Source organism: Cupriavidus sp., assembly GCF_057315035.1.
In genome coordinates, this window is record NZ_DBHKYV010000061.1 from 19,829 (window position 1) to 39,137 (window position 19,309).

The window sequence follows — 19,309 nt, forward strand, 5'->3', positions numbered from 1 at the left end:
AGCGTCACTAGCGCCTCATTGCGATTTTTTTGAAGTGTGAGACCCTGATCGACGTATCGATCAGGGACGATCATTCCGCATCCATCTCAGGACGGCGTCGGGGAATGTCTTGCATGTCGGACGTACTGCCACCGAGGGCGGCCAGGCGCTTGGCCGCCTGCACGCGTACGAACGTCTTAGTGGCCTCGCGAAACAGAATCGGCCTTGTCCATGCCTGGCTCGGCTGCTTCCAGAGCCTGTTCGTACAAGGCGTCGTCGATGGTAACTGTCGTTCGTACGGTATCGCTCCCCTCATCAAACCTGATGCTTATGGCATCAATGTTAGCCTCTTCTCGAGGCTAATCTTGGATGACCGTAAGAGATGCGGGTCGTCTCTACTTGAGTTTCGTGCGGTCTCCGGAGAATCCCTCCGTCTCCGCCAGAAGACTGCCCGGCTCCCGCGGGGGCATCCGGCGCGCTATCGGCAGTTGGTGGCCGACTATGTCAGCTATTCCGACAGGTATTTCCAACGGCTGGGCGAGATTCACCTGCGCCCCTGGCGTCGGCTGGATGCGGCCAATGCGGGCATGCTCAGCGTTGAGGTGAGTGGCACGCTCGAGCAGGCCTTGCAGCTAGGATGTCTGATCCGGTCCGATCTCAGTCATGGAAGGCTGTACCCGTTCGAGGCCCCGCAAGTTCGGGGGCGAAGCCGGCGCGGAATTGGGGGGCATCCGGGCCCGCAGAGCTTCCAGGTCCTTGTCGTCCGGGGGAGAAATCTGCTCGGGGCGCGCAGGCAGTCGATCACGCAGACGCTCCACGTCCTGAAAGTGGGGGGGCGCAACCCGCTCAGAAGGAGAAGGCATCTGAGCCCGTAGCGCTTCCAAGTCGTGTACGGCTGGGGGAGTTCGTCCGGGGTACGGGTCCATCCGTGCCCGCAACTCTTCCAAGGCGCGTAGATCCGGGGGAGAAACCCGCTTGGGGTGTGTTGCCATGTGACCTCCGCATCTAGACGAGAAAGTTCGATATCGCAGTAACTTCGCCAGCCCCGTTCACCAGATACATGACATAGTCATGGTCTCTCACCCAAGCGCCAACGGCTACCTGAAAGACATTGCTGCAGCCGTCAGCGCTTCGCGGTTCGATTTTCCTCCAGGTTGGTTGATCTTGTTCCACGAGCTTTACCCAGGCGTAAAGCGGATCCGTGGTTGTGAAGACTGCTGAAACCCTGGCTACCTGCCAATCCGCCATTTTCTCCTCCCAACCGTTCTACTTCCATCATCGCCTCCACGGGCGGGCCTCAGTCAAAGAACGCCACAGCCCTTTGCGCAGTAGTCGATAACATCACGATCTCCGCACAATACTCAGGATGGTGTATGTAACAGCCAATACAGCATAGGGGGCACCGGCGCAAAAACAAGGCAGCATCTGACAGAGCAGTCAATGACGTTGTAGGCGAGAACGCCGATCACCACCCGACTCGTTTCCCCTCACCATCCTGGGACGATCAGATCTCGTTAGAACGGGTAGGTGCATACTTATCCTCGCCGCCTCGTGTATTGGGGATGTTCACATTTCCGTCAGTGACCTCCAGGCTGTGGCGACGGGTTGATCGTCCCGGCGCGTCATTCCTCGGCGCGGCGGAGGCATCCATAGAGCCGACAGCAGGTGCGCTCGCGAAACGCGATGCTTGATGCGACCAGACATCGCACTTGCGAGATGCCGTTCGCCAGCGAAGCACTCAGGATGCGTATCGACGCGTAGGCGCACCACCAGCCTGGTAGCGCTGACTGGTACCGGCGCACACGATCCCTTGGCGCGAATACTGTCTGCAGCGCCGCCATCCTGAAACGCCTGGAGTTTCCGCGCAGCCAGCTACGGCTCTGGTGGGGTCGCTTCTCGTCGGCCCGGCCTGCAAGGACTTCAGTTCGCGAGCGGCCCGCCCACTCGCTCGGCGAGAAACGCGATGAAAGCCCGCACCTTGCGCGAATGACGGCGGTTCGGGAGATATGCCGCGTAGACTTGCGCATCGCCTGCGATCGGCAGCACAGCCCACGCGTCAAAGAGGGGAATCATATCGCCGGCGACGATATCGTTCTGCACGAGCCAGCTCGGAACCAGCGCGATTCCTAGCCCGTTCAACACACCGTCGCGAAGGATATCGAGGCTGTTCGCTGTGAGTCTGCCGCTCACCTCTATCTTCTCAGTGCGCTCGCCGCGCGTGAATACCCAGCTCTGTCGACCCTGCCGGTATGGAAATCGCAGGCACTGATGCTCGGCCAGATCGGCCGGCGCCGTGGGGATCCCGAATCGATCCAGATAGGCACGGCTCGCAACGACGATTCGACGATTCTCCATCAGCTGGCGCACAATCAATCCTGGATCCTGTGCCAGAACGCCAATCCGCACCGCGACGTCGAGCCGGTCGACGGCCAGGTCGAGATACGCGTCGGACACGACTAGATCGAGTGACATACGTGGGTATGCATCAAGAAATGCCGACAGGTGCGGCCCAAGGACAATCCGGGAATACGTGACCGGCACCGACACGCGCAACGTGCCGACCGGTTCTTCACGCGTATCAGCGATGCTCTCATCTGCCTCGACGAGCTCGGACAGCAGCCGGCTCACCTGCTCCAGATAGGTCGCCCCTGCATCTGTCAGTGTTACCTGGCGCGTCGTGCGCGTCAGCAGTGAGACGCCGAGCGACGATTCAAGCGAATCCATCAGGCGTGTGATAGATGAAGTTGCGGTGCCGAGCTGGCGCGCCGCCTTCGAAAAGCCGCCCGTTTCCGCGACAACCGAGAAGGTCTGTAGCGCGAGCAGTTTGTCCATAGACTCTCCTTTTGCCGATCGTGCAAATGCTGGGTTTCGTACAGCCGATATTCTGCATTGTTTCGTCGGCCTTCACGCTGCTTTCGTTAGGGTTCTGCAGGAGTGGGTGGCATGTCGCCCGTCAGGATTCGGGCAATTCACGACTTTGTCTGTGCGTGGTGTCGGGTCGCCGAAGCTGGCCCGCGCGCCGCCCTCGCAACCAGTGCCACTGGATCGTCGGTAGTCATCGCATATCGACCGTTCGAGTTGCATCTCAGCCTGCCAGTTGCAGGCGTTGATCGCGCTGCCTACCGCGAGCGTCAATATGGCAGCGTCGTGCACGCATCAGCGATGCGCCGCCGACGCTGAGCGCTTGGGCCGGTGCGTCGTTCTTGCAATCAATTTCGACTGGCTTGTCCACTGCCTGCAACGCCTTCTGCAACCCGGCTGATGGGCTTCGATGCGGCGACAAGGTCCGCAAAAATGAAGCGCGCTCTCGCTCGAATACATGAAGCGTATTTGTCAGCAGGTTCGACATCGGCGACCGCGACGCGCTGGAGACGATGGACCCCGAGCAGGGTATGGCGCGGGAATCAGCCGCCGCTCTCCTTGCATTGGGCGCTGCCACGGCCGATGTGCGGCTCGGGCGCCGACGTGCCACGGAAAGCGGCATCGACACAGCGTGGCCGGAGCCGCAAGCAGAGGGAATCCGCTAACTGTCACAAGGCCAAACTGGCGAAGCTGCACGCGGCGCATTGCCGTGGTCCGCAGCGGATGCGCTGCACCAACTCACCACGGGTCTGCGCTCAATCAGAAGGTGAACTGAAGCCGCCGTGGCGGCCGCAATGCGAAGGCAAGCCGTCGCCCGTCCCGGAATGTTCCCGCGGCGCAAGCCAGCGTTGCGACCAAAGCAAAGGCGGCTGGGACGTCGCACACCCATTTGTGTGTAGCGATCCATTGCCCTTTGCGAATTGCGCAACGCTGGATTGCGCGCGCATTGGATTCCGCCTGGGGGAAGGCGCACCTAAGCTTCGGGTCTGGCGGCACTGCCGTTCCGCCTGCCAACCCGTTCTTGAGAGAGAGTCCATGAGCACGAACCTCACATCCCCGACTCAAATCGCCCGCGCGCCGACGATGGCGCGTAGCCTGATCCTGCTGTTTGCTTTTGCCTGCGGAGCGATTGTGGCGAACCTATACTACGCCCAGCCGATCATTGCGCTGATCGCCCCCGACCTGCACATGTCGGAAAGCACGGCCAGTCTGATCGTGTCGCTCACGCAGATTGGCTACGCCGCCGGCCTGTTCTTTCTCGTGCCGCTCGGGGACCTGGTCGAGAACAGGAAGCTCATGATCGTTACCGCCGTGCTGTCAATCGGGAGCCTCGTGGCGGCAGCGACGATACAACAGCCGGGGGTATTCCTCGGCATCTCACTCTTGATAGGATTCACGTCGGTAGCAGTCCAGTTGCTGATCCCGCTCGCCGCACACTTCGCGCCCGCCGAGGCGCGTGGTCGGGTGGTGGGCACAATCATGAGCGGGCTGTTGCTCGGCATCCTGCTATCGCGGCCGATCGCGAGTTTTTTCGCCGGGCACTTCGGGTGGCGCGCGGTATTCGCCTTTGGCGCGTTCGCGATGGCACTTGTCACGCTGCTGCTGGCGGTGACGCTGCCTAGCCGGCGCCCAGCGCATTCCGCGAGCTATCCGCAACTGATCCGTTCGCTGGGGCGCCTATTCGCGACGCTGCCGGTGCTGCGCCAGCGTTCGCTGTATCAGGGGCTGATGTTCGGCTCGTTCAGCCTGTTCTGGACCGCGGTTCCGGTCGAGCTGATGAACCATTATCACCTGTCGCAATCGGCAATCGCGGTGTTCTCCCTTGTTGGCGCGATGGGAGCGACGTCCGCGCCGATCGCCGGGCGTCTCGCCGACGCGGGCCACACGCATCGTGCGACGATAATCGCGCTTGTGCTGGCGGCGATCAGCTACCTCCCCGTCGTGCTGGTTCCCGGCTTCGGCGTGTTCGGTCTGGTTGGCACCGGGGTGCTGCTCGACTTTGCTGTGCAGATGAACATGGTGCTCGGTCAACGCGAGATCTACGCACTGGACCCGCAGAGCCGTAACCGCCTGAACGCGATCTATATGACGAGTATCTTTGTTGGCGGGGCTGTCGGCTCCGCGCTCGCGAGTACGCTGTATGAGCACGGCGGCTGGACCTCGATCGCCGTCGCCGGTAGCCTGTTCCCTTTGCTCGCGCTCGGCAGGTTCCTGTTTGCGCCCGGAGTCACTCGCTGACCGCCGTCCCCCCGGGCGTCACGACGCCCGGGAACGATCTAAAGCGTCGGTACGAGCGCTGCAGCGTTCAGTTCTGCAGAAAGGACTCGCGCCCTATACGCGCTTCGTCCCGATAGCGCATGGTGAATGCTTGAGTTGGCGCTCTTCCGCGCCAGGAACCAAGTACCTGAATGACTGCTCTGGTACGGTACGAACTGCACTGGGTTTCCACCTTCGATATCGTTCCTCTCGCCCCACCAACTTCAGGGCGCTACCTGGCAAGAGAAAACCGTCCTTTCTCAAAGCCTGCAGGATCCGTGGTCGGCCATATTTTCCAGCTCTTGCCGAGAGGGGGCGTATGCATCGGCATGGCTGGCCGCCACGGCTGCGGCGGCAGCGGCCAAACACGCTTGGGCCGCAAGGTTCGGTCTTGGCTCGGCCAGCACCGCAGACATCCAGCCGCCCATGGCAGCATCCCCGCCGCCTACGGTGTCCGCAATGCCGGTTGCTCCACCACGCTCCACGCCATGTACTTGTTCAAAGCAAACTGTAAGTTGTTGATTCTATTGGGGAAAAATTAGCAGTCTCTGCATGTATTTCTATACCCCAAAAATGGGGCAACACCCTGATCTGTCTTTATAAATACGGCTTCTGACCGGCATGCTTTCGCTACATAGCGCCGTCATTCGGGCACGGAAACTGATATGAAGTGCACATGAAGCGTACGACCTCGATTCCGCAGCCGCTCGATTCCGCGCTGGTGTCCGGCGAGCCCGCACATCCGATGGATGGCGAGGATCGCAACTTTGTCACAGCATTGGCGCGAGGGGTTGAACTGCTGCGCGCGTTTGGTCCCGACGACGACTTCCTGGGCAATGCCGAACTGTCGCGGCGTACGGGTATTCCCCGGCCAACGGTGTCGCGGCTCACGTACACGCTGGCCAGCGTTGGCTACCTCGTCTATGTGGAGAGCCAGGAGAAGTACCGTATTGGCCAGGGTGCGATGTTGCCTGGCCAGCGCTATCTGTCCGGAGCCGGCATCCGGCGCATCGCGCAGCCCCTGATGCAGTCCCTGGCGTTTGCAACCGGCTGCACGGTGGCACTGGCCGCGCCCGATCGTCACGACATGCTTTATCTCGAGGTTTGCCAGCCGCGTGGTGCACTGGTGATGAGGCTGACGCCGGGATCGCGCCTGCCGATGGCGACCTCGGCGATTGGCCGGGCGTGGCTGGCGGGGCTGCCGCCACCGCGACGTGCCGCGGTGCTTGCCGAACTGGAACGCCAGCACGGTTCGCGCTGGTCAGGCGTGCGCAGCAAGCTGGACCGTGCGATGCGCGAGCATGCACGGCGTGGGTTCTGTGTTGCGCATGCGGAGTGGGATCGTTCCGTCAGTGGCGCCGCCGCGCCGGTGTGTCTGGCCGATGGCTCGGAGGTGTTATCGATCAATATCGGCGGGGCCTCGACGCGCCTTTCGCCGGAAGTTCTGGAAGGCAATCTTGGGCCGCGTATCCGGGAACTGGCCGGCACGCTGGCCACGCGGCTGTGGCTACCCGCTTAAGCCGATTCCGAAAACGAGAAGGATGATAAGGAGACAACTATGGAGATTCGCAACAAGACCGTGATCGTGACCGGTGGTGGCACCGGCATTGGTCGGGCACTAGTGCTCGCATTCGCACGCGCCGGTGCGCGTGGCGTGGCCGTGGCCGACCTTGACGAGGCGGGTGCCGCTCGGGTGGCAGCCGAGGCCGCGGCGGCCGCGCCGGAGTGCCAGGTCTTTGCCCAGCGGGTCGACGTGGCGGATGCAGTTGCCGTGCAGGGGCTGGTCGATACGGCAACCCAGCGCTTCGGCCAGGTCGATGTGTTCTGCTCGAATGCCGGCATCATCCTGCGCAAGGGGCTCGATGCGTCCGCCGAGGACTGGCAACGAATCTGGGAGATCAACGTGATGGCCCATATCCACGCGGCCAAAGCCGTGTTGCCCCAAATGCTGGAACGCGGCGATGGCTACTTCGTCAATACGGTCTCCGCTGCGGGGCTGTTGTCGCAGATCGGCTCGGCACCATATGCCGTGACCAAGCATGCGGCGATCGGCTTTGCCGAGTGGCTGTCGATTACCTATGGAGAGCGCGGTATCAAGGTGAGCTGTATCTGCCCGCAGGGCGTGCAGACCAAGATGCTGTTCGGTGAGGACGGCGAGCGCAAGGGCTTCTTGCAGGAGGGTTCGGTGACTGCCGAGCACGTCGCCGAGAAAACGTTGGAAGGCGTGAACAACGAGAGTTTCCTGATTTTGCCGCACCCGGAGGTGCTGGATTACTATCGTCGCAAAGGGCAAGATTACGACCGCTGGCTGCGCGGCATGCGCCGCCTGCACGACCAGGTCACCAGGGAATTCGGCAATATCGCCGTATAGCGGCAGGCTTCACCCAAAATAAAATGGAGGAGACAACGATGCAAGCTCGAATGTTCCGGCGCCGCCAGGTGCTGACGATGCTGGCCGCCACTGCTACGCTTGCGGCCATGCCGATGGTGCAGGCCGCCGACGCCTATCCGTCCAAGCCGATCCGCATCGTGGTGGGTTTTCCCAGCGGCGGCGCGCCGGACATCCTGGCGCGCATCTTCTCCGAGAAAATCTCGCTTGGCCAACCCGTGGTGGTCGACAACAAGCCCGGCGCCGGCGGCAATATCGGTGGCGAAACCGTCGCCAAGTCCGCCCCGGACGGTTACACGCTCGCACTGGGCACGGTCGGCACCCATTCGATCAACGGCGCGCTCTACAGCAAGATGCCGTACGACATGGTGAAGGACTTTGTGCCGGTGATTTTGCTGGCGTCCACACCGAACGTACTGGTCGTGCATCCATCCGTGCCGGCAAAGAACATCCAGGAGCTGATCGCGCTGGCGAAGTCGAAGCCGGGTCAACTGACGTTTGGCACACCCGGTGTCGGCACGTCATTGCATGTAGCCGGCGAACTGTTCAATACCATGGCCGGTACCAAGATCACGCACGTGCCATACAAGGGCCGCGCGATGGCCATCCCGGACCTGCTGGGCGGCCATATCACGATGATGTTCGACAACCTACCGTCTGCATTGCCGGTAGTGAAGGAAGGCAAGCTGCGCGCGCTGGGCGTCACCAGCGCGCAGCGTTCCGCGTCGGCGCCAGATATCCCGACCATCGCCGAGCAAGGGCTGCCAGGGTATGAGGCCACATCGTGGTTCGCGGTGTTCGCACCGGCGCATACGCCGAAGGACGTGGTGGCAAAGCTGAACACGGAACTCAACCGAATCTTCACGCTGCCTGACGTGCAGGCCAAGCTGAAGACACTGGGGCTTGATCCGATACTGGGCACACCCGAGAAGCTGGCTGAATACCAGCGTAGCGAGATGGCAAAATGGGCCAAGGTGGTCAAGGACTCGGGCGCGAAAGCCGAGTAGGGCCGGGTCGCTGTGCCTGTGTTCAGCAGACCCGGGAAGGCGCGCCAGACTGGGCGCGGAAGCGGTAGCCGATCTTCGGCACCGCTGCCACGCAGTTGTTCAGTCCGAGGGGATGCAGCGCGCGCCGCAGACGGTACAGCAACTGCGTCAGGCAGTTTTCGTCGACCATCGCCCATCGCCGTAGGACCCCAGACCGCGGCGATGATCTGCCGGCGCGACATGACGGCGTCGCCGTTATCCTTCAGTACGGTCAGCAACCGAAGTGCAAAGCGCGTGAGCTTGGCGACGATACCGTTGCAGGACGCCTGTCCCTGCGCTTCGTCGATATCCAGTGCATCGGTGCATTCCGCGAAAGCTGCGGACGCGGACGATGTGGAGATCGGCATGTCGAGCCGCGCCAATACAGGTTGCACGGACATCGTGGTGGAGGGCGATCACGAATTGGATTCGTGATGCCGGCGGCCATGGAGGTCTGGCACTGCAGGAGCCTGATGCGGATGCGCTGCACCTGGCTGACGTACGCGGAACATCTGGAGCGGCTGCAGCCGCTAGCGCAGCGGGAGCGGGCGGAGAGCCCGCAACAGCGCCGAGATGGCTCGCCCGGGCGCAGGCAGCTACCACATCAGGCGTCCGGTTCGATCGAAGCGGACCGTTCGGATGTGGTGGATATCGCAGCCGTCGTCTCCCGCAAGCGGCTCAGGCTGACAATGGCACCTAACGCGGCAACGGCCGAGGCGACAAACAGGGCGATCCTTGCCGCACCGTCAGGGGCAAGGCTGAACAACAGCGCCACCACGGCAGTACCGGTGGTTTGTCCCAGCAGCCGTGTGGTGGCCTGTGCGCCGCTGGCCCCGCCGCTACGCTCGTGCGGCGTCGCGCCGATCATGGCGCGGTTGTTGGGCGATTGGAAAAAGCCAAAGCCGATGCCGCACAGCGCGGTACGCCAAGCAATGTCCAGGCCCGACGCATCGGGCCCCAGACTTGCCAGGCAGACCAGCCCGGTGGCCAGCATGATCAGGCCAGCGCCAGCCAGGATGCTGGCGGGATACCGGTCCGACAACCTGCCCGAGAGCGCTGCCATGAGGGCCACCATCAGTGGCCATGGCGTAATCAGCAGTCCGGTTTCCTGCAGGTTGCGGCCAAGCTGGTATTCCAGAAAGAAGGGCAGTGACACAAACGCGAGCATCTGGGTCATGAACGAGCAGAACGACGTGGCGACTGCCAGCCTGAAGGCGCGGTTCGCGAAGAGGTCAACCGGCACCAGCGGGGCGGCTTGCCCGTGCTGGCGGCGCACCAGCAGCCAGCCCAGCAGAACGGCCAGTATCAGTCCGCATGCGCCGGCGATGCGCAAGGATGAGTGCCCCAGGCCATCGACGCCCAGAATGAACAAGCCAAACACCAATGCTGACAGTAGCGCGCTTGGATAATCGAAAGCACGGGGTTGTGCCGGGGTCTCTGGGAGTGCGCCACGCGACAGGCACAGTGCGAACACCGCCACCGGAATATTGACGGCGAAAAGCCATGGCCAACTGCCAAGCCCAAGGATCAGGGCGCCCAGTGATGGGCCGACCGCAATGGTTACCCCGACGACCAGCGCATTGAGGCCGATACCGCGTCCAAGCTTGGTGGGCGGATAGATAAAGCGCACGAGCGCCGTGTTGACACTCATAATGCCGGCGCCACCGACACCCTGAATGACGCGCGCGGCAACCAGCATCGGCAGGTTGACCGACACCGCGCAAAGCAGTGAACCGATCAGGAACGTTGCGAGCCCCGTGCGGTAGACGCGCTTGTAGCCAAGGATGTCACCCAGCGAAGACAGTGGCAGCAGGCAGACCGTGACCGTAAGCTGGTAGGCATTGACGACCCAGATCGCACTTGCAGGGTCGCTGTGCAGGTCGCGCGAGATCGAGGGCAGGGCAATGTTGGCAATGGATCCATCGAGTACGGCCATGATCAGGCCGCAGAAGACTGTCAGGATGGCCCAGGTTCGCTGGGGCCGTGGAAGGCCTTGATGGGACTGCATGAGGACGGAGTCGGACGGCGCTGGCTTCTGGCTTCGGGAAAAGTCCAGATCCGTACCCAATACCCCGGGGGCAGTTCTGGACGCGCCATTATCGTCTCGTCGCCCACGTCATGCAAATGTGAGGGGAGGCAGGTGCCGATGCGGAGCAGTGCGGTGCAAGGCGGGAGAATCCTCTGGAGCGGCGAAATTTCTTACTCCACCATGCAGAGTGGCGGCCGCTTTCGTGAGTTCGGGTTTCCATTGGCGGCCATCCCCCTCATTGATGGCCATCCCCTCTCTGCAGAGGCTTTCCAAGTGCGGCAAAGGTACACGAAATTTTGTTCGCCGACGATCGGGAGGGTGCCGGAGGACCGATGTGCCCAGTGGCACAGTGTGGCGCAGTGCGGCGCAGTCGCGACATTGCACGGCCGCCCGGCGCTCGCTTGCGCGACAGGGATATCGCAATTCTTCGATCGGGCTTTTCAGGGTGCCACGACGACTTTCGCTGTCGCAACGTCACCGGTGTCCAGCGCCACCTTCTTCATACGAAGCAGATCCTCCAGGAGTCGCCAGGGCACATATCCGGCCACTTCGCCTGATGTGGGCAGAACCACATCGACGCACAACGGCTGTGAATCGTCGACGGACCGCCTTATCGTCAACTGATAACCGGAGCTCAGCAGCGAAACCAGGCGGATTTGCATGTACGAAAGAGTCATGATTCGCGTCGACAATGTGGATTCGAAGATGTGGATCAAATGAATACGAACACGAACCACAGGACGACAGGCGCCACGACTGTCACCGCCGCGCCGTACACCATTAGTTTTCTGAAGAATGCGTGTCGATCTACGCCTTGGGCGTTGGCCAGGACCAGTGCACCATTGGTTGAGAACGGGCTGACATCGACAATGGTCGAGGACACTGCCATGGCAGCGATGAACCCAATGGCGCTCACGTCCGAGCCTTGCTGCAGGAATGGCACGGCCAACGGAATCAGCGATCCAAGTACGGCGGTCGATGAAGCAAACGCCGAGACCACCGCGCCCACGAAGCACAGCAGCAGCGCAGCCATCATTGGCGATGCCAGGCCTGCTACGCTGTGGCCGACGAAGTCGATGGTTCCCATCTTTTCCATTACGCCGACATAGGTGCTGACGCCGACGATCAGCATGATCTCTGGCCATGACACCTGGGAGAGCGCAGACTTTTGCATGTTCGGCGACACCAGTGTCAGCAGCACGGCGATCGAAAGTGAGACAAAGCCGATATCGAGCTTCAGGTAGAGCGTCAGCACGGCCAGCGCGACCAGGCCGAGTACGGTCAGGTATTGATAGGGAGTGCCGGGAAGTTCCGCTTCCACACGGTCACCGATGCGGCCTGGCGTGGTGCCATCAGCCGTCACGCCGTTCGCCGCACGCGCCTGGAAGGGCAGATTGATTGCGGTCACGCCATTGGCCGCCACTGCTGTTTGACGCTGCGCCGATGCACGCATTAACCGCAATCCGCCGAATGCGACGAACAGGCCTAGCGCCACGAGCAGATTGACGCCCAAGCTGGCGAAAGCCGTGGCCATCTCGTTCAGCGGCAGGCCGGCCTTGGCGACAATCTTGTTTGTAATGCCACCGTAAATGCTGATCGGCGAGAAGCCGCCACCCTGTGCGCCGTGGACGACCATCAGCCCCATCATCAAGGGGTTGATGTTGTACCGTGCGGCAAAGCCGAGCGCGATGGGCGCGATAATGGCCACCGCAGCAGGACTTACCGCACCGACGGACGTCAGTACCGCCGAGATGCCGAACATGATCCACGGAATCGCGGCAATGCGCCCGCCCACCGCGCGTACGGCCATCCGGACAAGCCAGTCGACAGTCCCATTGTTCTGGGCCACCGCAAACAGGTAGGTAATGCCAACCAGCGTCAGGAAAAGGTCCGCTGGAAAACCCGCCAGGATTGTCTTGGCCGGCATGGCGGCCATAAAGGTGCCAATCAGGAAGGCACCCACAAACGCAAGCGCACCCATGTTGACGGGAAGAACAGTGGCGATCACAAACATCAGCCCCAGGACTGAAATCGAAATAACATGCTGCAACATAGCCTGCTCCCTGGCCAGACAGTCCGCTTGCGGACTGTCGCCATCGATGAACTTCCAAAGGGGTAAATCCTGGCTGGGTGACGCGCTATGTCACGCGGTGGCGTGAGGTGGGCTTCAAGATGTGTGTCTCCGGATCGTTGTATTGGCTGACTCGTACTCCGAGGTTCGAGGCATGCGCTTTGTCTCGGCTAAACGATAGGGGAGCGCGCGGCATGTATCAATTAAGTTGCCTCGGCGAACATTACGGTCAGCGAAACCATTACCTGCAACCGTATCGCTGCTCGTCGGCCGGCAGCCAAGACGGACATGCCAGCTCGGCGCCACAATATATTCGAGCTTTGTGTGGTCTTTCGCAGTGCATCACGCGTGCACGGGAAAAGTGGCATGCTGAGAGCCGCGCGCGGCATCAATCCGCTTGGACTGCGCGTCACCGTACGACCCCCGCATGGAGGTGTGCCATGACCACGAGTCAATCCGCACGTCAATTCGCCGAATTTCCTGCTGAAGAACGGCAAGCTGTCGAAGCTGTGTTCAGCCAGATCGGCCTTGCATCCCAGGAGTTCGAAATCTCAGACGTCAATGGCACGTCGGCCCGCCAGGTGACCGTACGAAGGCAGCGTACCGGGGCGGAAAGTGTCTATGACGCAAGTCCGGGCACGCCGTGGGTGGAAGAGTTCGAGAGTGATCTCGAATGCGGACTGTTTGGCCAGGCGTAGGCCTGACCAGTCCTGGTGAGATCCGGCAAGGTCTCGGATGACGCGTCAGTTTAGTGACGCGTGCGCTCCTGGCTCCGTCCGACGATAGAGGCCCCTGCGATCAGTTCCTTGAGCAGTGCCAATGATGCCGCACCCGGCATGCGGCAGGGGTCGAGTTCGCCCTGCGCCGAGTATTTGAGCAGCGTGGCGGCATTGATCTTGCCGGCGTTGACGCGCCCCATCGACCACCCGGAGAAAGCCCGTTCGGCGATTTCCTCGTAGTGCAGCAGCACGACTTCGTGGTGCCGGCTATCCCTGCCGATATTGAGATAGAGGCGGGAGACCGCCTCGCGGCTGCCTTCCAGCGCTTGCAGGAAAACACTATTGCCATGGCATAGCACGCCGGTGATGCCATGTTGCGGATTGTGCGTCAGGCTGGTTTCAAGGATGGCATCGAGCACTTCGGCGGTCAGTGGTTCGATGGCACGGCTGGCATAGAGCAGGCGGACTAGCATCGACGATTCCTTGGCAGGCTGAAAATTAACGGCGATTCAGGTTCAACAGCGTCAGGAATTCCCGGCGCAGCTTGTCATCCTTGAGGAACGATCCACGCATGATGCTGTTGGTCATCCTGGCGTCGGTATCGCGTACGCCGCGCCAGTGCATGCAGAAATGCTCGGCCTCCATGACGATCGCCAGCCCGTCGGGGTTCATCTTTTCCTGCAGCAGGTCGGCCACCTGTGCCACCGCTTCTTCCTGGATCTGTGGCCGGCACATGACCCACTCGGCCAGGCGCGCGTACTTGGACAAGCCAATCAGGTTCGAATGCCGGTTCGGCATGACACCGACCCACAAGCTCCCGACGATCGGGCAGAGGTGGTGCGAGCAGGCGCTGCGCACGCGGATCGGCCCGACGATCATCAGTTCGTTGAGTTGCTCGACGTTGGGGAATTCCGTGACGTCCGGGGCCTTGGCGTACCGTCCGGCGAAAATCTCCTTCAGGTACATCTTGGCCACGCGACGCGCGGTTTCCCGCGTGTTGTGATCCTGATCGACGTCGATCACCAGGCTGCGGAGCACCTCTTCCATGCGGGCTTCGACTTCTGCCTGCAGCGCGTCGAGTTCGCCGTGCTCGATATGGCGGGCGATATTGTCATTGGCATGAAAGCGCTCGCCGGCCGCTTCGATGCGGGCACGGATGCGGTCCGAGACCGGGGTATGGGCAGGGTGCTCGATCCCCTCGGGTTTTTCCTTGTGTGACATGTGTGGCCGCTGGCGGTCAGGCTGGGTAGCGCGGTGCGCGGTGCTTCACTATAAGCCAAAACGGCAGGCGCGGACTCAGCGCAATACCGCCAGCGCCGGCAGCAGTGCCAGCGGCATCACGATGGCGCCGGTTTTCAGGAACGTACCGGCGCTGATCTCATGGCCCTCGCGACGCAGCGCTGTCAGCCAGAGCAATGTGGCCAGCGACCCGGTAACCGACAGATTGGGACCCAGATCGACGCCAATCAGCACGGCCGCGGTGACGGTGTCCGAGGCATGGCCTGCAGCAAGTGCCGATGCTGCGAACAGCCCCGCCGGCAGGTTGTTGACGAGATTGCTCGCAAGGCCGACAACTACGCCGGCCACGCCGGCACCGAAGATGCGTTCGGCGCCGTCGCGCATCGACAATTCCCGTACCCAATGGGCCAGCTCTGCTGTCAGGCCGGTCTGGGAGAGTCCGGCCACCAGCACGAATAGTCCGGCCACCAGCGGCAGCACGCCCCACGATACTTCGGCAAGTGCAGGGCGCAGCAAGCGTGGTTGCGTGGCACACACCACCAATAGCGTGGCGGCGCCACCGATAAACGTGGGCCAGCCAAGATCCTGTCCGCGCAGCGACGCGGTCAGCAGCGCGGCCCCGGTCAGGACGATACCCGCCGTGGTAAGCCAGGCCTGCAGCGACAGTGGCGGGGTCTCGACATCATCGGCGATGCGTTCCGCCAGTGCTGACCGCTGCGTCCAGTACAGCGCCACGAAGGTCATGACGATTGCCACGATCGACGGCAGCGTGAAGCGTGCCAGCCAGCCCGTCAGCGCTGGCATGCGCTCACCGAACAATACGAGGTTTGCCGGGTTCGAGATTGGCAGGACAAAGCTCGCCGCGTTGGCGATAAAGGCGCAGGCGTACAGGTAGGGCAGCGGGTGGCGCACGCGCGCGGCGCGCGTGGCTGCCAGTACGGCGGGTGTCAGCACCACGGCCGTGGCGTCGTTCGACATGAATGCCGTTACGGCTACCCCGAAGCCGTAGACCAGTACGAACAGGCGCCGGGCCGACCCGCGCGCACTGCGCACGGCCAGTGCTGCGACGTGGTCGAACAGGCCAGTCTTGCGTGCCAGTTCGGAGATCAGCATCATGCCCGCCAGGAACAGATACACGTCATTGCCGCGAGCAACCGCGGCAAGCGCGCCATCCCACGGCAATAGTCCCGCCACGCATAGCAGCAGTGCTCCCGCCATGGCCCAGAACGGCTCGGGCAGGCGGAACGGGCGGAACAGGACCCCGGCGGTGGACAGCGCGGCAATGGCCCAGATCAGTGGTGTGGCGTAGGCGGCCATGCAGGGAGTCAGAGCGCGCTGCCGTCGGCGCGCGGCGCGGTGGAGGGGACGGGTGCCGGCACCGTGAGCGCCGCCGGTGTTGGATTCATCATGGCCGGGGCCGGGGTGCCTGGCACGCTGCCATCGACTGGCAGGTCGGGCACGGCTGGCGGGGGAGGAAAGCCCAGCGATGCAATGCCATGCGTGCCGTCGGTGTTCTCGGCGTAGGCCCAGTCGTTATTGAGCCGGGCCAGTTGCGGCGGCGCGGCGACGTCGGCGTCCGGTACGCCAGCCAGGCGGTTTTCCATATAGGCGGCCCAGATCGGCAGGGCCGTGGTTGCGCCGAACTCATGACGACCCAGGCTGCGATTGTCGTCATAGCCCATCCAGGCCACGGTGACCACCTGGCCTGCATACCCGGCGAACCAGCCGTCGACGGCATCGTTGGTGGTCCCGGTCTTGCCGGCCACGTCGTCGCGGCGCAGATACCGCTTTACGCCATTGCCGGTGCCTTCGTCGACCACGCTTTGCAGCAGGCTGTTCATCACAAAGGCGTTGCGCTCCGAAATCACGCGCGGCGGCTCGGCGGTGTCCGCGGCAAACAGCACGTTGCCGTCGCCATCGGTGATCTTGTCGATCAGGTAGGGTTCGATACGATGGCCCTGGTTGGCGAACACGCCGTACGCCGCGGCCAGTCGCAGCGGTGACGTGGTGCCCGTGCCCAGCGCCATCGGCAGATACGGCGGCAGCCGTTTGGTCGAGAACCCGAACTTGCCCGCGAAATCGATCGCATAGGGAATGCCGATGGCCTGCAGCGTACGGATGGCCGGCAGGTTGCGCGATTCAGCCAGTGCCTGCCTGACCGTGATTGGGCCGACAAAACGGTTGTCGTCGTTGGACGGTTGCCAACGCGGCGAATTGTCGAGCGGCGCGTCGTTGATCAGCGTGCCAGGCGAGATGCCGCGCTCCAGCGCTGCGGAGTAGACGAACGGCTTGAACGTCGAACCGGGCTGGCGCTGCGCCTGCGTGGCGTGGTTGAAACGGTTCACGCCAAAATCGGTGCCGCCAACCATCGCTTCGATCGCGCCGGTGCGTGCGTCGAGCGATACCAATGCCGCCTGCGGCAGCGCCACCGCTGCCTTTGCCGAACCATGCCGCTTGCCGTACCGTTCGATGCCGGCCTGCACCGCGTCGTACGCCAGTGTCTGGTGCATCGATGACACCGTGGTGTAGACATTGATGCCACGCGTGTAGGCGTCGTCGCCGAAGCGGTCGTGTGCCAGTTGCCGGGCCAGTTCCGCCACGTATTCGGCATGACCGTCGAAGTGGCCGTTGGTATCGCGGCTGACCACGAGCTGGGCGTTGCGCGCGTCGCGGTACTGGTCCTGGGTGATCATTCCCAGCGCCAGCATGCGGCCGAGCACATATTCCTGGCGGCGCTTGGCGCGCGGCAGGTTGACGATCGGGTTCATCGTCGACGGCGCCTTGGGCAGGCCGGCCAGCATGGCGGTTTCCGCCAGCGACAGCTGCGCCAGCGGCTTGCCGAAATAGGTCTGCGCCGCGCTGCCGAATCCGTAGGCATGCTCGCCCAGGTACACCTGGTTCATGTACAGCTCGAGAATGCGCTCCTTGGACAGCGAGCGGTCGATCTCGAAGGCCAGCAGGATCTCGTACCATTTGCGCGACAGCGTCTTTTCGCGCGACAGGTAGAAGTTGCGCGCCACCTGCATCGTGATGGTCGACGCGCCTTGCGCGTAGCCTTCACCGATATTGGCCAGTGCCGCCCGGACCAGGCCCGGGATGTCCACGCCCACGTGGTTGTAGAACTGGTCGTCCTCGGCGGCGAGCAGTGCTTCCGACATCAGTTTCGGCATCCGCTCGATCGGAATGAACTCGCGATGCTCGGTACCGAATTCGCCAATCAGCACGTCATCGTGTGTGTAGACGCGCAGTGGCACCTGGGGGCGATAGTCGCGCAGAGCGTCGACCGAGGGCAGTTGCCGCAAGCTGATCACGGCGGCAAAGCCGGCCAGCAGCACGCCGGCTGCCGCCAGCGCCGCCGTGAGCCCGGCAGCCTTGACTACGATTTTTCTCATGGCGCGCATTCTACCGCGCTGCGGAAAGCGGTAACGGCATCCCGGTGTCGGTCAGGTCGGCGGGTGGCGCCTGCCTGACTTGCTGAGGCGGCTGATGGGGCACCTGCCGCGCGAATTCGCACAGCGCGAGCCACGTTTCAGGCCGCTCGACGATGTTGTAGTGATCGGTGCCGGCTACGGTTTGCACCGCCACGGGGCCCGGCCAGGCGGCCATCAGCCGCTCGGAACATTCATGCGGCACCACGTCGTCAATTTCGGCAAGCAGGACCTTGGTGCTCTGGACCACCTTCTTGCAGTGCGCGATCGAGTCGAAATGATGGCGCATCAATTGGCGCAGCGGTACCAGCGGAAAGCGCTTGCGCACGATTTCCAGCAGCGAGTCATAGGGGGTGATCAGTTGCAGGCTCTCGAAGTCCTGCAGGTCCGCGAGCTGGATTGCCACCCCGGTTCCGAGGGAACGGCCCACCACGTGCACCCGCACGCCCGGGAAGGCCCGGCGGATATGCAGCAGGAACTGGCTCGCATCGGCCACCGCGGCGGCTTCGGAGGGCATGCCGTCTGAATGGCCCAGGCCGCGGTAGTCGAACGTTGCAAACCCCATGCCGGTGGGCAGCCATTTCATGAACTGAAGCGTTTCCAGTACGTCCTCGCCACGGCCCGGCAGGTAGAACAGCAGGTCACTCACGCCCACATGGTCGGCGTGATAGGTGTAGCCGCGGAACAGCCCGCCCGGTACCGGATGCGAATAGGCGTTGATGCCGTCGGGCAGGTCGCGCGGCGGGCGTCGGCGCGCATCGAACAGCAGGCGCTCCTGGTTGACGGAGAGGTAGGTCCAGTAACAGGCAAAGCTGCCGGCGGTCACGAGCGTGGCGGCCAGTGTCCTGCGCAATAACGACGATGACATGGGGCGAAAAGTGGGTCACGGACAGGCAAGCGAATCCAGCCTAACCGAAAAAATGGCGTTGCGGCGTTGGACCCGGCAAGGTCGCTGCGAGTTCTTGTACGATATGCCGCATATCGAACCATGACCGGGGGCTGTTGCATGAGCGACGAACAGAAACGCGCCGAAGAGGCGCAGACAATGGAGCGCGTGGTTTCCGCCACGCGCCAGGTGCAGGTCGCCTTCGCGGCGCTGCAAAGCCAGTATCCGCCGGAAGGCAGCGGCAAGCCGTCGAAGATCGCATTGCAGACCTTCGACGCTGCGTTGCAGGCGCTGGAAGACGCCCAGGCCGCCTTCGACGAGGTCCTCAACGATCTGCTGGACGGGAATCGTTGAAGAGCTCTTGGGGTTCTCCCCTTGTATGTCGCACAATTCGATCTGGATGCATTAGATCGATAACCCCAGGAT

The 19,309-nt window shown here is 62.7% G+C and carries 18 protein-coding genes and 1 pseudogene; 7 read left to right on the plus strand and 12 right to left on the minus strand.

All coding sequences use genetic code 11. From position 1 onward, the window contains the following. Nucleotides 1-70: 70 nt before the first annotated feature. From ACO550_RS37415 to ACO550_RS37425, 3 genes and pseudogenes are all read right to left on the minus strand, one after another. A pseudogene (locus tag ACO550_RS37415) lies at nt 71-305 on the minus strand (type II toxin-antitoxin system VapB family antitoxin). Between the two features lie 1,594 nt (nt 306-1,899). Next, a complete protein-coding gene (locus tag ACO550_RS37420; protein WP_315598614.1) occupies nt 1,900-2,811 on the minus strand; it encodes a LysR family transcriptional regulator in 912 nt (303 codons plus the stop codon). Between the two features lie 253 nt (nt 2,812-3,064). After that, entirely contained in the window at nt 3,065-3,328 is a 264-nt protein-coding gene (locus tag ACO550_RS37425; RefSeq protein WP_315598615.1) for a hypothetical protein, read from the minus strand. A gap of 548 nt (nt 3,329-3,876) precedes the next feature. On the opposite strand from ACO550_RS37425, the gene ACO550_RS37430 reads away from it, so the two are divergent. The 5 genes from ACO550_RS37430 (at nt 3,877) to ACO550_RS37450 (ending at nt 8,493) form a co-directional block, all read left to right on the plus strand. Beyond that, complete coding sequence (locus ACO550_RS37430; RefSeq protein WP_485995143.1) at nt 3,877-5,079, plus strand: MFS transporter; 1,203 nt, start codon at nt 3,877-3,879, stop codon at nt 5,077-5,079. Between the two features lie 170 nt (nt 5,080-5,249). Beyond that, entirely contained in the window at nt 5,250-5,639 is a 390-nt protein-coding gene (locus tag ACO550_RS37435) for a hypothetical protein (RefSeq protein WP_315598616.1), read from the plus strand. 134 nt (nt 5,640-5,773) lie between these two features. Next, nucleotides 5,774-6,616, plus strand: a complete 843-nt coding sequence (locus tag ACO550_RS37440) for an IclR family transcriptional regulator domain-containing protein (RefSeq protein ID WP_315598617.1) — start codon at nt 5,774-5,776, stop codon at nt 6,614-6,616. A gap of 39 nt (nt 6,617-6,655) precedes the next feature. Then, on the plus strand, nt 6,656-7,468 hold the full coding sequence (locus ACO550_RS37445; RefSeq protein WP_315598618.1) for an SDR family NAD(P)-dependent oxidoreductase: 813 nt from the start codon (nt 6,656-6,658) through the stop codon (nt 7,466-7,468). 38 nt (nt 7,469-7,506) lie between these two features. Continuing rightward, complete coding sequence (locus ACO550_RS37450) at nt 7,507-8,493, plus strand: tripartite tricarboxylate transporter substrate-binding protein (protein WP_315598619.1); 987 nt, start codon at nt 7,507-7,509, stop codon at nt 8,491-8,493. A 22-nt stretch (nt 8,494-8,515) separates the two neighbouring features. Here the strand turns inward: ACO550_RS37450 and ACO550_RS37455 are convergent, their stop codons facing one another. The 4 genes from ACO550_RS37455 to ACO550_RS37470 all read right to left on the minus strand — a co-directional run bounded on the left by ACO550_RS37455 (nt 8,516) and on the right by ACO550_RS37470 (nt 12,593). Next, nucleotides 8,516-8,662 carry a hypothetical protein gene (locus tag ACO550_RS37455; RefSeq protein WP_315598620.1) on the minus strand — a complete coding sequence of 49 codons (147 nt, stop codon included), beginning with the start codon at nt 8,660-8,662 and terminating at the stop codon, nt 8,516-8,518. Nucleotides 8,663-9,115: 453 nt separating this feature from the next. Then, nucleotides 9,116-10,519 (minus strand): MFS transporter, encoded by a 1,404-nt coding sequence (locus tag ACO550_RS37460; RefSeq protein ID WP_315598621.1) that lies wholly within the window; start codon nt 10,517-10,519, stop codon nt 9,116-9,118. Between the two features lie 461 nt (nt 10,520-10,980). After that, complete coding sequence (locus tag ACO550_RS37465; protein ID WP_315598622.1) at nt 10,981-11,202, minus strand: hypothetical protein; 222 nt, start codon at nt 11,200-11,202, stop codon at nt 10,981-10,983. Between the two features lie 50 nt (nt 11,203-11,252). Next, entirely contained in the window at nt 11,253-12,593 is a 1,341-nt protein-coding gene (locus ACO550_RS37470) for an SLC13 family permease (RefSeq protein ID WP_315598623.1), read from the minus strand. Nucleotides 12,594-13,051: 458 nt separating this feature from the next. Between ACO550_RS37470 and ACO550_RS37475 the strand changes: the two genes are divergently transcribed. Next, on the plus strand, nt 13,052-13,309 hold the full coding sequence (locus ACO550_RS37475) for a hypothetical protein (protein WP_315598624.1): 258 nt from the start codon (nt 13,052-13,054) through the stop codon (nt 13,307-13,309). Nucleotides 13,310-13,359: 50 nt separating this feature from the next. Here ACO550_RS37475 and ACO550_RS37480 read toward each other — a convergent pair whose 3' ends face one another. The 5 genes from ACO550_RS37480 to ACO550_RS37500 all read right to left on the minus strand — a co-directional run bounded on the left by ACO550_RS37480 (nt 13,360) and on the right by ACO550_RS37500 (nt 18,865). Then, the gene (locus ACO550_RS37480; RefSeq protein ID WP_315598625.1) at nt 13,360-13,803 is read right to left on the minus strand and encodes a BLUF domain-containing protein; all 444 of its coding nucleotides are present in this window, start codon (nt 13,801-13,803) and stop codon (nt 13,360-13,362) included. Nucleotides 13,804-13,828: 25 nt separating this feature from the next. Then, nucleotides 13,829-14,551 carry a GTP cyclohydrolase I gene (gene folE, locus ACO550_RS37485; RefSeq protein ID WP_315598626.1) on the minus strand — a complete coding sequence of 241 codons (723 nt, stop codon included), beginning with the start codon at nt 14,549-14,551 and terminating at the stop codon, nt 13,829-13,831. Between the two features lie 75 nt (nt 14,552-14,626). Next, nucleotides 14,627-15,886, minus strand: a complete 1,260-nt coding sequence (locus tag ACO550_RS37490) for an SLC13 family permease (RefSeq protein WP_315598627.1) — start codon at nt 15,884-15,886, stop codon at nt 14,627-14,629. A gap of 8 nt (nt 15,887-15,894) precedes the next feature. Beyond that, complete coding sequence (locus ACO550_RS37495) at nt 15,895-17,961, minus strand: PBP1A family penicillin-binding protein (protein ID WP_315598628.1); 2,067 nt, start codon at nt 17,959-17,961, stop codon at nt 15,895-15,897. A 10-nt stretch (nt 17,962-17,971) separates the two neighbouring features. Further along, nucleotides 17,972-18,865 (minus strand): alpha/beta hydrolase, encoded by an 894-nt coding sequence (locus ACO550_RS37500; protein ID WP_315598629.1) that lies wholly within the window; start codon nt 18,863-18,865, stop codon nt 17,972-17,974. Nucleotides 18,866-19,003: 138 nt separating this feature from the next. Here ACO550_RS37500 and ACO550_RS37505 point away from each other — a divergent pair, with 138 nt between their 5' ends. Further along, entirely contained in the window at nt 19,004-19,237 is a 234-nt protein-coding gene (locus tag ACO550_RS37505; RefSeq protein WP_315598630.1) for a hypothetical protein, read from the plus strand. The last annotated feature ends 72 nt before the right edge of the window (nt 19,238-19,309 follow it).

What these genes read in the sequence shown, in the direction of transcription:
- ACO550_RS37505 (WP_315598630.1), top strand. Translation starts at nt 19,004, where the DNA reads ATGAGCGACGAACAGAAACGCGCCGAAGAGGCGCAGACAATGGAGCGC.
- ACO550_RS37470 (WP_315598623.1), bottom strand. Translation starts at nt 12,593, where the DNA reads ATGTTGCAGCATGTTATTTCGATTTCAGTCCTGGGGCTGATGTTTGTG.
- folE (WP_315598626.1), bottom strand. Translation starts at nt 14,551, where the DNA reads ATGTCACACAAGGAAAAACCCGAGGGGATCGAGCACCCTGCCCATACC.
- ACO550_RS37425 (WP_315598615.1), bottom strand. Translation starts at nt 3,328, where the DNA reads ATGTCGAACCTGCTGACAAATACGCTTCATGTATTCGAGCGAGAGCGC.
- ACO550_RS37490 (WP_315598627.1), bottom strand. Translation starts at nt 15,886, where the DNA reads ATGGCCGCCTACGCCACACCACTGATCTGGGCCATTGCCGCGCTGTCC.
- ACO550_RS37435 (WP_315598616.1), top strand. Translation starts at nt 5,250, where the DNA reads ATGACTGCTCTGGTACGGTACGAACTGCACTGGGTTTCCACCTTCGAT.
- ACO550_RS37465 (WP_315598622.1), bottom strand. Translation starts at nt 11,202, where the DNA reads ATGCAAATCCGCCTGGTTTCGCTGCTGAGCTCCGGTTATCAGTTGACG.
- ACO550_RS37445 (WP_315598618.1), top strand. Translation starts at nt 6,656, where the DNA reads ATGGAGATTCGCAACAAGACCGTGATCGTGACCGGTGGTGGCACCGGC.
- ACO550_RS37440 (WP_315598617.1), top strand. Translation starts at nt 5,774, where the DNA reads ATGAAGCGTACGACCTCGATTCCGCAGCCGCTCGATTCCGCGCTGGTG.
- ACO550_RS37430 (WP_485995143.1), top strand. Translation starts at nt 3,877, where the DNA reads ATGAGCACGAACCTCACATCCCCGACTCAAATCGCCCGCGCGCCGACG.
- ACO550_RS37475 (WP_315598624.1), top strand. Translation starts at nt 13,052, where the DNA reads ATGACCACGAGTCAATCCGCACGTCAATTCGCCGAATTTCCTGCTGAA.
- ACO550_RS37420 (WP_315598614.1), bottom strand. Translation starts at nt 2,811, where the DNA reads ATGGACAAACTGCTCGCGCTACAGACCTTCTCGGTTGTCGCGGAAACG.
- ACO550_RS37460 (WP_315598621.1), bottom strand. Translation starts at nt 10,519, where the DNA reads ATGCAGTCCCATCAAGGCCTTCCACGGCCCCAGCGAACCTGGGCCATC.
- ACO550_RS37455 (WP_315598620.1), bottom strand. Translation starts at nt 8,662, where the DNA reads ATGGTCGACGAAAACTGCCTGACGCAGTTGCTGTACCGTCTGCGGCGC.
- ACO550_RS37450 (WP_315598619.1), top strand. Translation starts at nt 7,507, where the DNA reads ATGCAAGCTCGAATGTTCCGGCGCCGCCAGGTGCTGACGATGCTGGCC.
- ACO550_RS37495 (WP_315598628.1), bottom strand. Translation starts at nt 17,961, where the DNA reads ATGAGAAAAATCGTAGTCAAGGCTGCCGGGCTCACGGCGGCGCTGGCG.
- ACO550_RS37500 (WP_315598629.1), bottom strand. Translation starts at nt 18,865, where the DNA reads ATGTCATCGTCGTTATTGCGCAGGACACTGGCCGCCACGCTCGTGACC.
- ACO550_RS37480 (WP_315598625.1), bottom strand. Translation starts at nt 13,803, where the DNA reads ATGCTAGTCCGCCTGCTCTATGCCAGCCGTGCCATCGAACCACTGACC.